10 protein-coding genes and 1 pseudogene are annotated in these 15122 nt (G+C 63.9%); 4 read left to right on the forward strand and 7 right to left on the reverse strand.

Translation table 11 applies throughout. The features are described from left to right. The 4 genes from Q1L59_RS07615 to Q1L59_RS07630 all read left to right on the forward strand — a co-directional run. A partial coding sequence (locus Q1L59_RS07615; protein WP_300330358.1) for a cadherin-like domain-containing protein occupies window positions 1–3698 on the forward strand: 3698 nt, incomplete at its 5' end. 7 nt (window positions 3699–3705) lie between these two features. Further along, window positions 3706–5208: a sensor domain-containing diguanylate cyclase gene (locus Q1L59_RS07620; RefSeq protein WP_300330361.1), complete on the forward strand. Its 1503-nt coding sequence runs from the start codon at window positions 3706–3708 to the stop codon at window positions 5206–5208. A 90-nt stretch (window positions 5209–5298) separates the two neighbouring features. Then, window positions 5299–6153, forward strand: coding sequence for an HDOD domain-containing protein (locus Q1L59_RS07625; RefSeq protein ID WP_300330364.1), 855 nt, complete (start codon window positions 5299–5301; stop codon window positions 6151–6153). A gap of 395 nt (window positions 6154–6548) precedes the next feature. After that, window positions 6549–7241, forward strand: a complete 693-nt coding sequence (locus Q1L59_RS07630; RefSeq protein WP_300330366.1) for an HlyD family efflux transporter periplasmic adaptor subunit — start codon at window positions 6549–6551, stop codon at window positions 7239–7241. 97 nt (window positions 7242–7338) lie between these two features. Here Q1L59_RS07630 and Q1L59_RS07635 read toward each other — a convergent pair whose 3' ends face one another. The 7 genes and pseudogenes from Q1L59_RS07635 to Q1L59_RS07665 all read right to left on the reverse strand — a co-directional run. Further along, complete coding sequence (locus tag Q1L59_RS07635) at window positions 7339–10383, reverse strand: PAS domain S-box protein (RefSeq protein ID WP_300330369.1); 3045 nt, start codon at window positions 10381–10383, stop codon at window positions 7339–7341. A gap of 168 nt (window positions 10384–10551) precedes the next feature. After that, window positions 10552–11409 carry an alpha/beta hydrolase gene (locus Q1L59_RS07640; RefSeq protein WP_300330384.1) on the reverse strand — a complete coding sequence of 286 codons (858 nt, stop codon included), beginning with the start codon at window positions 11407–11409 and terminating at the stop codon, window positions 10552–10554. Between the two features lie 207 nt (window positions 11410–11616). Beyond that, window positions 11617–12228, reverse strand: a complete 612-nt coding sequence (locus Q1L59_RS07645) for a cytochrome b/b6 domain-containing protein (RefSeq protein ID WP_300330372.1) — start codon at window positions 12226–12228, stop codon at window positions 11617–11619. Between the two features lie 91 nt (window positions 12229–12319). Beyond that, window positions 12320–12631, reverse strand: a complete 312-nt coding sequence (locus tag Q1L59_RS07650) for a PepSY domain-containing protein (RefSeq protein WP_300330375.1) — start codon at window positions 12629–12631, stop codon at window positions 12320–12322. Between the two features lie 147 nt (window positions 12632–12778). After that, window positions 12779–13906: a trypsin-like peptidase domain-containing protein gene (locus Q1L59_RS07655; RefSeq protein WP_300330378.1), complete on the reverse strand. Its 1128-nt coding sequence runs from the start codon at window positions 13904–13906 to the stop codon at window positions 12779–12781. Window positions 13907–13954: 48 nt separating this feature from the next. Beyond that, window positions 13955–14269, reverse strand: coding sequence for a chaperone modulator CbpM (locus Q1L59_RS07660; RefSeq protein WP_300330381.1), 315 nt, complete (start codon window positions 14267–14269; stop codon window positions 13955–13957). Window positions 14270–14272: 3 nt separating this feature from the next. After that, window positions 14273–15001 (reverse strand): annotated as a pseudogene (locus tag Q1L59_RS07665) (DnaJ C-terminal domain-containing protein); the annotation flags it as partial. Window positions 15002–15122 lie beyond the last annotated feature (121 nt).

Consider the following 15122-nt stretch of genomic DNA (forward strand, 5'->3'; position numbering starts at 1 on the left):
CGCTCACCGCCAGCCACACGCTGACCGACGCCGACGGCCTCGGGGCGATCAGCTACCAATGGCAGCGTGGCGGTGTCGACATCGTCGGCGCCACCGCCAGCACCTACACCACGACGCAAGCCGATGTCGGCCAAGTCCTGCGCGTCGTCGCCAGCTATACCGACGGCCAGGGTACGCTCGAATCGGTGCCCTCCGCCGCCACGGGCTCGGTTACGAATGTGAATGACGCACCCAGCGGCAGCGTCACGATCGACGACACGACGCCGGCCCAAGGTCAGACGCTCACCGCCAGCCACACGCTGACCGACGCCGACGGCCTCGGCGCGATCAGCTACCAATGGCAGCGTGGCGGGGTCGACATCGTCGGCGCCACCGCCAGCACCTACACGACGACGCAGGCCGACGTCGGACAGATCTTGCGCGTCGTCGCCAGCTATACCGACGGCCAGGGCACCCTCGAATTGGTCCCGTCCGCCGGCACGAGTGCCGTCACCAATGTCAACGACGCACCCAGCGGCAGCGTCACGATCGACGACACGACGCCAGCCCAAGGTCAGACGCTCACCGCCAGCAACACGCTCGCCGACGCCGACGGCCTCGGCGCGATCAGCTACCAATGGCAGCGTGCCGGCGTCGACATCGCCGGCGCTACCGGCAACACCTACACCACGACGCAGGCCGATGTCGGCCAGATCCTGCGCGTCGTCGCCAGCTATACCGACGGCCAGGGTATCCTCGAATCGGTCCCGTCCGCCGGCACGAGTGACGTCACCAATGTCAACGACGCACCCACCGGCGGCGTCGGGATCGACGACACGACACCGACCCAGGGTCAGACGCTCACCGCCAGCCACACGCTCGCCGACGCCGACGGCCTCGGTACGATCAGCTACCAGTGGCAGCGCGCCGGCGTCGACATCGTCGGCGCCACCGGCAGCACCTACACGACGACGCAGGCCGATGTTGGACAGATCCTGCGCGTCGTCGCCAGCTACACCGACGGCCAGGGAACGCTCGAGTCTATCCCCTCCGCCGGTACGAGCGCCGTCACCAACCTCAACGACGCACCGACCGGCAGCGTCACCATCGACGACACGACGCCGGCCCAAGGCCAGACGCTCACCGCCAGCCACACGCTCGACGACGCCGACGGCCTGGGCACAATAACTTACCAGTGGCAGCGTGCCGGCGTCGACATCGTCGGCGCCACCAGCAGCACCTACACGACGACGCAAGCCGACGTGGGCCAGGTTCTGCGTGTCGTCGCGAGCTACACCGACAACCAGGGAACGCTCGAGTCTATCCCCTCCGCCGGCACGAGCGCCGTGACCAACGTCAACGACGCGCCCACTGGCACCGATACGACTGTCGCCATGCTCGAAGACAGCGCGTACACCTTCAGCCTCAGCGATTTCGGCTTCCGCGACACACTAGACGATCCCGGCAACACTCTGGCCTACGTCAGGATAACCACCCTGCCCACTGCAGGCAGCCTGACGCTCGCCGGCGCGCCAGTCACCGCCAGCCAGTTCGTCAGCGCCAACGCAATTGGCGCAGGCCAGCTGCAATTCACGCCGGCCGCCAACGCAAACGGCGTGGCTTATGCCAGCTTCAGCTTCCAGGTCCAGGACGACGGCGGCAGCGAAAACGGTGGCGTCGATCTCGACCCGAGCGCGCAGACGATCACCATCGACGTGATCGCGGTCGACGACTCCACTCCGCTGGCCGAAGCTGACGCCATACGCGTCGCTGAGGGTGGCACCGCGACCTCACTGCTTGGCGGTGCGAGCAGCGTCATCGTCAACGACGGTGGTCTGACCGACGCTCCGGTCAGCGTCAGCCTGCTGATCGGCCCGAGCCACGCCAGCTCGTTTACTCTCAATGCCGACGGAAGCTTCGGCTACACGCACGACGGCAGCGAGAACTTCGTCGACAGCTTTACGTATCGTCTGAGCGATTGCGACGGCCAGGCGAGCGAGACAACGGTGAGCATCGACATCACTCCGGTTAATGACCACAGCCCGATCATTACCTCAAACGCCACCCCCCTCACCGCCGAAAACACAGTCACTGCCGTCACGCTGAGTGCTACCGATGCTGATCTGCCGAGCCAGACCTTCGACTTTTCGATCGCCGGAGGTGCGGACGCGGCGTGTTTCGAAATCGTCGCGAATGAACTGCGCTTCACGTCTGCACCCAACTTCGAGCGACCCACCGACGCCGACGCCAACGGCATCTACGAGGTGACTGTCGCGGCGCACGACGGTGCCGGCGGCTCGGCGACGCAAGCGATTGTGGTGACGGTTTTCGATCTGGCCGAGCCCGGGATCAGCCCGGTCGTGGACGTCGATCCGGAGCCCAATCAGATCCCGGAAGACGCGCCTTCAGGTACCGCAGTCGGAATCACCGCGTCTGCCTCGCACGGTGAGTCGGTCAGCACACCACGCTACGGCTTGACTGCAGACGGCAGCGGACGCTTTGCGGTCGATCCACAGTCCGGCGTCATCCGTCTCGTGGCAGCCAATGCGCTCGACTATGAAAGCACGCGCGAGTATCGAATTGTCGTTACTGCGCGGATGCCCGACGGCGAATCGTCCAGCCTCGAGGCGCTGATCCGGATCACCGACACGAACGATAATTCACCCGTCCTGGTTGCCCAGCAGCCGACGGTCGACCTCGGCGGGTCGGTAACCATGACGACAGCCCTGCTCGATGCCAGCGACCGTGACAGCATCATCACCAACTTTCGCTTCACCCTCACCAACGTCGTGGGCGGTCGCTTCGAGCTCGCCGGCACGCCGGGCGTTGCGATCACGTCGTTCGGCGAAGACGATCTGCTGGCCGGCAGAGTCCGTTTCGTCCACCAGGCCGGCGGTAACGCACCCGCTTTTGAAGTGTTGGTCAGTGATGGACGGCTCACCTCGACGCCGGTTGCGGTCTCCGTTCGGGTCAACCCCTATTTCGATACCTCGTCCGGAACGGACTCGAGCGGCGGATCGTCGAGCGCAGGATCTTCGAGCGATACCGCCAGCACGACGGGCAGCACCGGCACCGCGAAGAGCACGAGCACTTCCGCTAGCCCTGCCGCGACGGCCAGCGGCCAAGCCAGCCCTGCGGATCGCCTGCCAACCGTTCCGCCATTGACTGAAACGGCGCTTCAGCCACCCATGTCGATCGAGGCGACCTTGCTCAGCCCACCCCTGCCAACGCCCGAACTTGATTCGCCGCTCCTCAGGACTGCCCTCCCCGACATCGCGAGTGCGGTCGCCGTAAGTTCTTCGAGCGCCGCTGTCGACCACGTTCCCCAGCCTTACCTCGAGCAGTTCCAGCTCGATCTGGCGCGTTACATCAGCACAAGCGCCGAGCGCCGTGGCGCCACGGAAGGTTTCGTCGCGGCACGACCTGCCGTGCTGGAACAGGCGGAACATACCGAGTCGTTCGAAGTCGCCCTCGATACCGCGCGCACGGTCGGCATGGCGTTTTCCGTGGGTGCCGTCTGGTGGGCGCTCCGCGTCGGCGGCCTGATGGCGAGCCTGATTACCGCTGTTCCCGCATGGCGGCAACTCGATCCGCTGCCGATTCTGCCCGACAAGGCGGGATCTGGCCGGCCTGGCGACTGGCTGGACGACGACACGCCGGAAGAGTCAGCCGGGGGTTATCGACTTGAGCCGGGCAGCGCGGAAGCTCTTCTCGGATGATCAAGACATGAAAGCGCCACGCGTCAGCCCCGTCTCGCGAATCAGCCTCGGCCTCACCTCGCTGATGCTGATGCTGCTCCTGATTCTCGACTTCGCCGGCCTGGTGCCCGATTACCTCAGAATCGCGCGTGAAGTGCGTCAGCGCAGCAGCCAGGCAATCGCCATCCAGACCGCCGCACTCCTGGCCAGCAACGACCCGATGATCCTGGCGCGCGCCTACGCGGATTTTCGGGCCGGCGACCCGGATGTCTTGTCGCTGGCCTTCCGCCTGAATGACGGACGGATCTACGTTGCCGTCGGCGAGCACGCGCGCCACTGGGTCGCACCGCACGACGAGCAGTCGGTGCTGGACCAGGTACACATGCCCATCTTCGCCAATCGTCAGCCATGGGGGCAGGTCGAGATTGTCTTCCAGCCGATTCTGCCGAATACCGTCCTTGGCTGGCTGCGTTACCCGACGGTCGTCCTGATGCTTGTTCTGGGGCTGTCCGCGTATTTCGGCTTTTATCTGTACATGCGCCGTGCGCTGCAGTACCTGGACCCGACAACGGCCGTACCCGAACGCGTTCGCCACGCCTTTGACACGCTGACCGACGGCATCGCCATCGTCGATCGCGAACGACGCTTGATGCTCACCAACAAGACCTTCAATGCCTTGCACCCGGCTGCAGCGCTCAGTCCAATCGGCCGGCCAATCAACGAGCACGCTTGGCTCTGCGAGTGCTTTGGAACAGACCCGGAAGCGCTCCCCTGGGAGCGCGCGATGCGCGAGAATCGAGCACAAGCTGGGATCATCTGCGACCTGCAACAGCCAGCCGGCGACCCGCTCAAGCTGATCGTCCAGGCATCGCCAATCGTGGACCCGAAGGGCGCCGTACGCGGTTGCCTGATCTCCTTCGACAACGTCACCGAGGTCCATCGTATCAACGAAGAACTCCGCCAGACGCTGGTCGAACTGGAAGGTTCGCGCGAGCAGATTCGCCAGCAGAACATGGAACTGCATCAGCTCGCCAGCCGTGATCCGCTCACCGGCTGCCTGAACCGGCGCGCGTTCTTCGAAATGCTCGAAGGCTTGTTCATCAACTCGCGCAAGCAGGCCAAGAACCTGTGCTGCATCATGTGCGACATCGATCACTTCAAGCGCTTCAATGACCGTTACGGGCACGCGGTTGGCGACGAGGTAATACGCGCGCTGGTGCGGACGCTACAGGCAGGCCTGCGCCAGCACGACCTGCTCTGCCGCTACGGCGGGGAGGAGTTCTGCATCATTCTGCCGGAAACGACCGTTGCCCAGGCTGCCGAAATCGCCGCCCGCCTGCGCTCAGAAGTGGAACTACACGCGGGAAGCTCCGTGCGCACAACCGAAGGACTGCAAATCACTTCGAGTTTTGGTCTTGCCGGGCTGGCGGCCGACATGCGCGACCCCGCCGAGTTGATTGACCGCGCCGATTCGGCGCTCTACCAGTCCAAGGAAGGTGGCCGCAACCGCGTCACCGTATGGCAAGCGTGATGCGCCACCCGCCTGGCAACGCGTCGTGTATGCTCTGACTCCATTCGCCCCGCCGCCAGCCGGCCCTCTTGCCGAAAGCACTCGATTGCCATGCCGACCGCCGAACAACTCGTTGCCTCCAGCGTAACGCTGGTTACTTTGCCAGAAGTATTTGCCCGGGTGAAGCAGGTTGTCGACGATCCGCGGGCAACCACCATCGATCTCGCGCGTGTGATTTCCGCCGACCCGGGCGTCAGCGCCCGAATACTGAAGCTGATCAACAGCGCGTTCTGGGGCTTCAGCGGCCGGATAGACTCGCTGGCGCGTGCCGTTTCGCTGCTCGGCATGTTGCACGTGCATGACCTGGTTCTCGCCACCGCGGTGGTCGGAACCTTCAACCGCATCCGACCCGAACTGATGGATGTCGCCCGCTTCTGGCGCGGCAGCATCTTTCGCTCGCTGGCGGCAACCGCTCTGGCGCGCAACGGGCATCTGGTCGATCTCGGCCGTGTGTTTACCGAAGCTCTACTCAGCGATCTCGGCCACCTGATCATCTATCTGAAGGCTCCGAAACTCGCCGCGCAAGCGCTTGAAGAGACGCGCACCTGCCCGTGGCAGCTGGCCGAGACCGAACGTGCGCTAATCGGCTGCGATTACGCTGAGGTCGGTGGCGCCTTGACCGACTGCTGGCATCTTCCACAGTGTTTTGGTGAGTCGATCCGCCATCAGAACGAGCCTCGCCAAGCGCAAGCGCACTGCCTTGAGGCGTCGCTGCTCAACATCGCCGCAGCGCTCGATCTGGTGCGCAGCAGCAAGCTGGACAGAGCGACGCTGATCGCACGAATTGACCCGTATGCCTGGGAAGCGACTGGCCTCGATCCTGCCTGTATTGAGCAAGTCCAGACCGAAGCGATGGACGGTCTGTCGGCCACCGCACAGCTTTTTGGCGTGCCCAACGAGACTTGATCGCCGGCCGAACAAGAGCTTGCCGGCGGCCACGAGCCGCCACTCCAGACGGCCGGCCAAACGTGGCCGTGCCTTGTGCGAAGGCAACAGCGAAGCCAATCCTAGCTGTTCACTCCGCTTCGGCAAACCGCATTTTGCCGATCGCTCTCCTCGCGTCGTTCCGCCCGCCTGATTCCGCCCATCGTCGTCACCAGGAACAAGCCGACAGGTCACTTGCGACAAACCGGAACTGCTTACTTCTCCCTCGACGCCCAATTCGTCCAAAAATCCGTTTCGCCTGCGTGCGGTATAATCTCAATCTATGAGATCCGACAAGGCCACGCTCGGCGGCACAGTGCGGTGCGACCTTTCCTCGCCTAGGTCGCGCATCGCGACGCATCTGGAACAGCCGCACGATGACTAGCCGCCCTCCGCAGCGCGCCATTTTCTTCGCCATCGTTGCCACGATCGTTCTGGCCGCCGGAGGCTACGCTGTTTACCGCTTGCAGCGCAACGTATTGCCGCCCGGCTTTGCTGAGGGTGACGGAAGAACCGAAGCTGTCGAATTCGACGTGACAACCCGCTTGCCAGGCCGCCTGGTCGACATCCTGGTCAAGCCCGGCGACACGGTGCAAGCCGGGCAGCCTGTCGCGCGCATCGACACGCCGCCATTGCATGGCGATGCCGCGGACAGCGTGCTGGAAGCAGCGCGCGGTGGTCGCGTCAACTCCACCCGGGCACGACCCGGCGACCTGCTGCCGGCTGGAGCGAGCGTGCTGACACTGATCGATCCGAGCGACGTTCAGGTCAGCCTCGCGCTACCTGAGCGCTTCGCCGGTAAGGTCCCTATCGGTAGCGACGTTCGCCTGCTGCTTGATCCGACCCCGAACTATGTTGTCCCGGCACAGGTTTCGTCGCTTGACGAGGCGGCGGCTGGCACGAGCAACAAACAGGCGCAGCGCATGCTTCGCGCAACGGCCCGCATCAATCGCGAAGTGCTTGCCAAGTACCGTGCTCAGCTTGCTCCGGGGCAATCCGGACGAGCCTACGTCCGCCTCGATCCGGCGGCGCAGTGGCCAGCCTTCTTGCACATCCGCCTGCCGCGCTGACCCGGCGCTGATCGAGCTCCCGGCCAAGCGGCAAAGCTGTGTGGGCGCTTCCAGCGTAACGGGCGTGCCGAGCACCAGGCACGTTCGGCCAGATGCGTCAGCGTTCCGGCAGTGCTGGTTCACCCGCCGAACCTTCCGGGGCGCGGCGGGGAAGCGTGAGGACGAAAGTCGTTCCCTGCCCCGGCGTGCTTTCGACATCGATGTTTCCGCCAAGCACGCCGGTCACCAGGTTATAGACGATGTATAGACCAAGGCCGCTACCACCCTGCCCGAGGCGCGTCGTAAAGAAAGGTTCGAAAACGCGCCTGAGAATCGTTGCGGGGATTCCCGCCCCGTCGTCGGACACGCGCAGAACAAGCTGTGCCGAACCGTGAGCGTGCGCCTTGAACTCGATTCGACCCGGCTTGTGGCCACCCAAACCGTGCGCAAGCGCGTTGTCGACGAGATTGACGATCACCTGCTCCAGCGGCCCCGGATAACTGTCGAGCTCAAGTCCGTTGGGAATGTCGACATCGATACCATGCTGCGTTCGCTTGAGTCTTGGGCGCAAGGCAACAAGGATGTCGTCGACCGTCTGCCGCAGGTCGAACGTGCGCCGTCGCACGCTGCTCTGGTCGACTGCCACCTGCTTGAACTGACTGATCAAGTCTGCCGCGCGCGCGGCGTTCCGTTCGAGCAGTTCGACCGCTTCGCGTCCACGTTGAAGAAATCCTTCGACCTGCGAACGGCGCAGAGACCCGAGCTCGAAGGCAGCGGCCAATTCATGTATCTGCTCGCCCAACAGACTGGCGACGACGCGGCTGTTGCCAAGTGGCGTATTCAGTTCGTGCGCCACGCCCGCCACGAGGCTACCAAGCGCGGCCAGCTTCTCCGCTTGAACCAGTTGCGCCATCGCCTGGCGCAGCTCGCGATTGGCGCACTGCAATTCATTCGTGCGCTCGGCTACCAGGTCCTCCAGGTGCTCGCGGTATCGACGCAGTTGTGCCTCGGCACGCTTACGTTCGCTGATATCGCGCGCCAGCGCACAGTTGTACTCCTTACCGCCAAACTCGATCAGGTTGGCCCTGATCTCGACCGGGAAGGAACTGCCGTCGCGCCTCCGATGCGTCGACTCGAACACCATGTGGCGCCGATCCCGCAGTTCCTGCCAATGCGCGGCCCAGCGCTCGGGCGGGAAGACTGGATCGATCTCGGATATCGACATCTGTAGCAGTTCGCTATGCGAGTAGCCGACTGCCTCACACGCCGCCCGGTTAACATAGATCAGCCGGCCATCCGCACTCATCCAGTATGCCGCTTCGCTGCTGTGGTCAACCGAAAACTGGGTCAAGCGCAGAGCCTCTTCGGCACGCTTCTGTTCGGTAACGTCTCGAATGAAGACCACCACAGCTTCCCGACCACCCTGTTCAAAAAAGCCGGTCTCGATCTCGACCAGGAAGATCGTGCCATCCTTCCTTTTTTCCCAGCGCGCATAGATCGGCGCACCGCCTTCATCCAAGCTGCCGTTGGTGATGATGCGCTCGACTCGCGCCGGCACATCCTCCGGCAGCAGACGCACGAATTCATCGCGCGTGTAACCGTAAAGCCGGCAAGCCGCCCGATTCACATTGAGCACCCTGTGCGTCTGCCGGTCGAGAATCACGATCGCGTCGGGAGCAGTTTCGAAGAGGCTGTAATAACGCGCCTCACTTTCTGCCAACCGATCTTCCGCAAGCTTGCGCGCGCTGATGTCGGCGCCGACGCTGAACAATTCGGTGACCCGCCCGTGCTCGTCGAGTACAGCCCGGTTCGTCCATGCGACCCACACGCGTTCACCGTTCGCACGTATGTTCTGATTGACGTTATGCTCGAACCTGTCGGGTTCCCGGCAGATCTCCTCCATCAGCGCGCCCAGGTCCTGGCCGCCCGGCCTGTCCGCCGGCACGATCGTTCCGACGACGTGCCGGCCGATTAGCTCGTCGTGCGCGTAGCCGAAAAACCTGAGCCCGAAATCGTTGATAAAAGTGATCTCGCCTTGCGGCGTCCAGCGCAGGATGATGCTGTTGGCGTTCTCAACAAGCTGCCGATAGTTGATCTCGCTCTCGATCAGTGCCGCCTCGGTACGGCGCCGCGCCGTAATGTCATCGATCAGGCTCAGTTCAGCCGTGCGCCCGCGAAACATGATTCTGCTCGCGGTCACTTCGACCTCGAGCAGGCGGCCATCTTTCCTGATGTGCTGCCAGATGCCGGAATCGGCGATACCGTCCTCGACGCCTACGACATCGTCGCCAAGGAGGGGCGCCTGATCGAGTAGACAGACATCAAGAATGGTGAGCGCCAGGAACTCTTCGCGCGTGTAGCCATAGGCGACCACGGCGGCGTCGTTCACCGCCAGGAAGGCGAGAGTCTGCAGGTCGTAAATCCACATTGGCCACGGATTGCTGTCGAAGAAGAGACCCGAATCCGCTTCGACTGGCGCAGCTACCGTAGCGCAGCCTTCGCCCGCGCCGCACGCTTGCCGCGCGGCAAGACCGAAAACCAGGCCTTCGCCGAGTTCCTCCAGCACGCTGACCGTCGCCGGATCGAAGGCACCAGACCCGGACGCACCGACGAGCAATACGCCTAAGCACCCGTCCTTGCCGCGCAGCGGCAACGCACAAAGCGCGCGCGGCTGCTGCGCCTGCGGCTCGTTCGCAACTATCGCCCGATCGGCTGTGCTGACCATCTCATCGAGCACACACGGCTGGCTCGCGCTGATCGCCGCGCTGACGGCGCGATGCCAAGCGTCCGTACCATTCAATCGGATCGCCTCACCAGTCGGAAAAGCGTCCTCAGTGCGCTCGCTGAACGGACCGGAATCAGCCAGCACGCGCAATGCCTGCGCCGAATCGCTGTCCGCGGCGACAATGCGCGCAAAGGCGAAGCCTCCCACCTCGGCAACGATACGGCAAGCGGCGCCGAGCAGCTCATCCTCGTTCAGACTGCGCACGAGCGCCCGATGCCACTCACGAAGCATTCGCAGCAACTGATCGGCAGCACCAGCTGTGGCTGGCGGCGGCTGCCCGAGATCAACCGCCGGGTGCGCCGGCGGGCAGACCGTCTGGCGCGCTGCCGACGAATCGTCAGCCACGTCCTGCCGATGTGCCGTAGAAGTGATGATCACGCCCACCCCGCCCTAGACGCGCGGTCGAACAAGGCCAGGCAGGCGCCGACCGGGCGATCGTCGGCGGCGGTGCACGCCGCGTTTCATCGGCGACACACACGGCGAAGCCACCCTCGACACCCTGGGTTGTGTCGTCCCCACCACGACGCCACGTCCCCCGCAACCCGCTCAGTTCGGCTCGCCGAGCAGGAAGTCCTCAACCATGCGCACCTGCGATTCTTCAAGAAACATTGGGGCATGTCCGACGGCAGGAACTTCGATCAGTTTGGACTTTGGCCCGCGCGTCGTCATCTCGACTGCCGTCTCATGGGCCAGGATGTCCGACTGGGCACCGCGCAGGACCAGAGTCGGGCAACGGATCGCATCGTACATCGGCCAGAGGCTGATCTCCTTGGCGTCAAGAAAAGCCTTTTTATAGGGCTCGGCAATCGCCCGGTCGTAATTCATCTCGACGCCGCCGGCAGCTTTGGGGCGCGTCCCGACAACCGTCATGTAGCGCCATTGCGCATCGCTCAGCGCGCCGAACGGCGCGCAAACCTGCCGGACATACGCCTCGGCCTCGGCCAGGTCGGTGAAATCGGGCGCCTTGCCAAGATACTCGCCGATTCTCTGCAAGGCTTCGACGGCGATCGTCGGGCCAACGTCGTTGAGCACCAGCCGGCTGATCGGCGAGCCAGGCAGGCTGGCCAGAAACATGCCAATAAGTCCACCCATCGAGGTTCCTAGCCAATGCACCTCGTCCACCGCCATTCGGGCGATCAGCGTCATCATGTCGTTGGCGTAGGTCGGCAGGGCATAGTCGTCGGAGAAGTGAAGCCGATCGCTGCGTCCTCGGCCAACGACATCCGGGCAAACGACCCGATATTCACCGGCCAGCGCGTTGGCCAATACGTCGAAGTCCTGCCCATTGCGCGTCAGGCCATGGACGCAGACGAGCACGCGCGGGTTGGCCGGGTCGCCCCATTCGGAGTAGACCATCCGATGCAGGCCATGCGGGCCGAGACAGCGGACAACGCCTTCCCGCATCTCATGCAAGCGCCCAACGCTGGTCGGTCCACCGCGCGGAGTGACCACCAGCTCGTCAAAATCCTTCAGTATCGCCATGATATCAGCCCCGATGCTGTTCCGTCTGTTGTCGAATGACATTTTGACAGTATCCACGCATCGGGCGAAAGAAGTCAATCGCCGTTTGACGCCAGGCACGCTCCAGCGCAGCGTGCTGCGGGCAGTCTTCTAGGGTCGCTTGCGTCCGGTAAACATCGACCGCACGAGATTCTCGCGATGCAGAATGCTCTCCCAAAGCACTCCGAGCAGATGCCCGGCGATGAGCAGCAACATGCCGTTGGTCGCCACTTCATGAACTTCTTCGAGAAACTCGACCGTCGACTCGCTGCTTTCCGCCAGCCAGCCAGCCAGCGGACCCAGGCCCTTGTCGGCGCCGTAGAGCGCGACGCCGCTGACAATCGTCAGCAGCAGGCCGAGGAGCAGGAAAACGATCATCGCGCCACCGGCCGGGTTGTGCCCCAGGTGGCGACGCGCACGCAGCGTCAGGACATCACGGACATAGGCGGCGACGACGCGCGGAGGATGCACGAAGTCGCTGAAGCGCGCGTAGCGCGGGCCAACAAAGCCCCAGATCAGACGGATCGCCAACAGACCGGCAATCGTATAACCGGCCCAGACATGAACGAGCTGCACCAACTCGCCATCGAGCCGATCCTGCAGTCGCTCGAACACGTCGCCTTGCGAAACATAGGCCACGCAGAAGCCGACGACGAGCAGCCAATGAAAGAGGCGGACCAGCGGGTCCCAGACGGAGATTTCGCGCGGCTCGAAATTGGACATGGCTTTGGCAGAAAAGATTGGTCAGAAAGGAAATCCGCCTCGCTGCGTCGCGGCGAGGCGGATGGCACTTACACGCGGTTCGCTTGCTGCCTTACTTGCTCTCCTCGGCAACCAGAGCGCCAGTGGCAATCTCGTAGTGGATTTCCCACTTCTTGCCGTCCTTGCCATCGATCTTCACTTCCCAGGTCTTTTTACCCTTCTTGGTGTCCTGATAGGCTTTGGTCACTTCACCCGGATGGGCTTTCAGGGCCATCTCGATCGCTTGCTCCTTGCTGATCTCACGCGCGGGAGCGGCGGTGCTGGCCGGGGCCGCGGCTGCGCTGTCGGCCGCCAGGCTTGAATTGGCCAGGCCACCGGCGAGTGCCAGCAGCAGCGCGGCGGCGAGAGTCTTATGTGCTTTCATGTCATGTGTCCTTTGTAGAGCATTGCTTGGGGTTAAGGGGTTCTGGCCCGCGCAGGCGGCGAGCCTCCGAGGAATCGCCGTGCCATCGATTGCGCTGAGCACGACGACAAGCTTAACGCGCGATGCTTAAACCGGACTTACCGGCGATCAGTTGCCGGGCTGGAGGACCAGCGCGACTTCGCGCTTGCCACCCGAACGAAGGATTTCCAGCTTGATCGTCTCGCCGACCCGGCGATCGTCGAGACGCGCCAGCAGCTTGCCGACCGAATCCACCGGCTTGCCGTCAACCGCCGTGATGATGTCGCCTGGTGTGACATTGCCTTCAGGCGAAACCGTCGCGCCCTGCAGTCCGGCCGCCTCCGCTGCCGAACCTGGCGTGACGTGCAGAATCACCACACCCTCGACACCCAACAACTGCTTCAGCCGGGTATTGATCGCCTCGTCCGCGTGCACGCCAAGCGCCGGCCGAATGTAGCGACCGCCGCTGATCACCTGCGGTACCACCCGATTGACGGTGTCCACCGGAACGGCAAAACCAATCCCGGCGCTCGCCCCGCTCGGGCTGTAGATCGCCGTGTTGATGCCGATCAGGCGCCCTGCGGAATCGAGCAGAGGGCCGCCCGAATTCCCCGGGTTGATCGCCGCATCGGTCTGAATCAGATGCTCGATCGTCGCCCGGTTCTCGCCGCCGAGCGAACGATCGAGCGCCGAAACGATTCCCGAGGTGAGCGTCCAGTCGAGCCCAAAGGGATTGCCGATGGCGAAGACCTTCTGGCCGACGCGCAGGTCGGCACTGGTTCCGAGCGGCACCGGCGGCGGGCGCTTGAAGCCAACGCCGATCCGTAGAACGGCGATGTCGTGCGCCGGTGACGCGCCGACCAGGCCGGCCTTGTAGACCCGCCCGTCGGCGAGCTTGACCGAGGCCTCGCTGGCGCCCTCGATGACGTGGAAGTTGGTGATCACGTGGCCCGCGTCGTCCCAGATGAAGCCGGAACCCGTGCCGCGCGGCACGCTGAACACGTTGCGCGTCCAGAAATCGCGCACCAGCCCGCGCGTGGTGATGAAGACGACCGAATCGCGCGCGTTCTCGAACAGTGCAATCGTCGCCTTTTCGTCCGCGGCGATCTCGCCGCGCGCCGTGACTGTGCGCGGTTCTGCCTGGCGCGGTGCGAACCAGCCTTCGATCAGCGGAGCACTGCGCCAGACCAGGATGAGCAGCGCACCGGCGAGCGTCAACCAGGCGAGACGGAAAAAGAATCGGTCGTTGGTGGGCATTGGACAATCTCGCGCAGCGGTGACCGGCCAAGTATAGCGCAAGCGCTATCAGCCCCCGGCAGCGCGCCGGGTGCGCAGCGCAGCGCGTAGATCGTCGACTTCCTCGAGCAGGTCGGCGACCAGCGCAGCAAGTTCTGGCACCGCATCGAAATCGCGCTCGATCTGCCGCATGCGGCGCGCGCGAAGCAGGCTTGAACCGGCCAGGCACCACACGCCGGCGACGCTCTCAGCGTGCGGAATCAGCCCGTCCTCGAGATGGCGGATCAACCACGCGGGTTCGACGGTGCACGCCGCGGCAACCTGCTCGAGCGTCAGCCAGGACTCTTCCATCAGACTGCCGACCAGGACATCATCACTCGCCATGACTCACCTCCTTGTCTGCTCACGCGGATTGAAAGCCAGTTCCCGCGCCATCGTTTCGTAGAGCGCGCGCGCCCTCGCCGTATCGGCTGGCGGCAGCACGACCTGCAGGTCGAGCAGCAGGTCGCCCGGCTTCGGCCCGGGGATTCCCTTACCGCGCACGCGTACCTGTCGGCCGCTCTGCGCACCGTCCGGAATTCGTACTTTCAGGCTGCCCAGCGGCAGATCGACATTGACCACGGCGCCGAGGGCAGCTTCCCAGGGAGTCACCGGCAAGGTCAGACAGACGTCGCGCCCGCTCACCCGATAGCGCGCATGTGGCCGGAAGCGGACCTCGAGCAACAGATCGCCGGCCGCCGCACCACCCATGCCGGCTTCGCCCTGCCCCGCCAGCCGGATCACCTGCCCGGCGTAGACCCCGGGCGGGATCTTGACGTTCAGCGTGCGTGTCTGCACGCTGCGCCGTCCGTGTGAGTCGATATGCGGCGTGCGCAGGCTGATCTGCCGCGTTGCGCCAGTAAAGGCATCTTCGACCTCGAGCATGACCCTGGCGTGATGGTCGTCGCCGCGCCAAGGGGCGTCGGCCGCACGACCATCCGCAAACCCACGCGCGCCGCCCATACGGCCGAACAATTCGGCGAAGAAGTCGGAAAAACCCGCTTCCTCACCAGCAGAAAAGCCGTGACCCGAGTACTCGAAATCGGCGTTCCAATCAGGTGGCGGAGTGAACTCCTCAATGCTGTTGAATTAGGCAAAATCCCGGTATAATCCACTTTAGGCCATTGATGCAACAGACTATTTTTACCTGGAGACCATTATGATAACACGGAAACGGTTTGCAAAATCCATGCCAGCT

Source organism: Accumulibacter sp. (assembly GCF_029255125.1).
Taxonomy (GTDB): Bacteria; Pseudomonadota; Gammaproteobacteria; order Burkholderiales; family Rhodocyclaceae; genus Accumulibacter.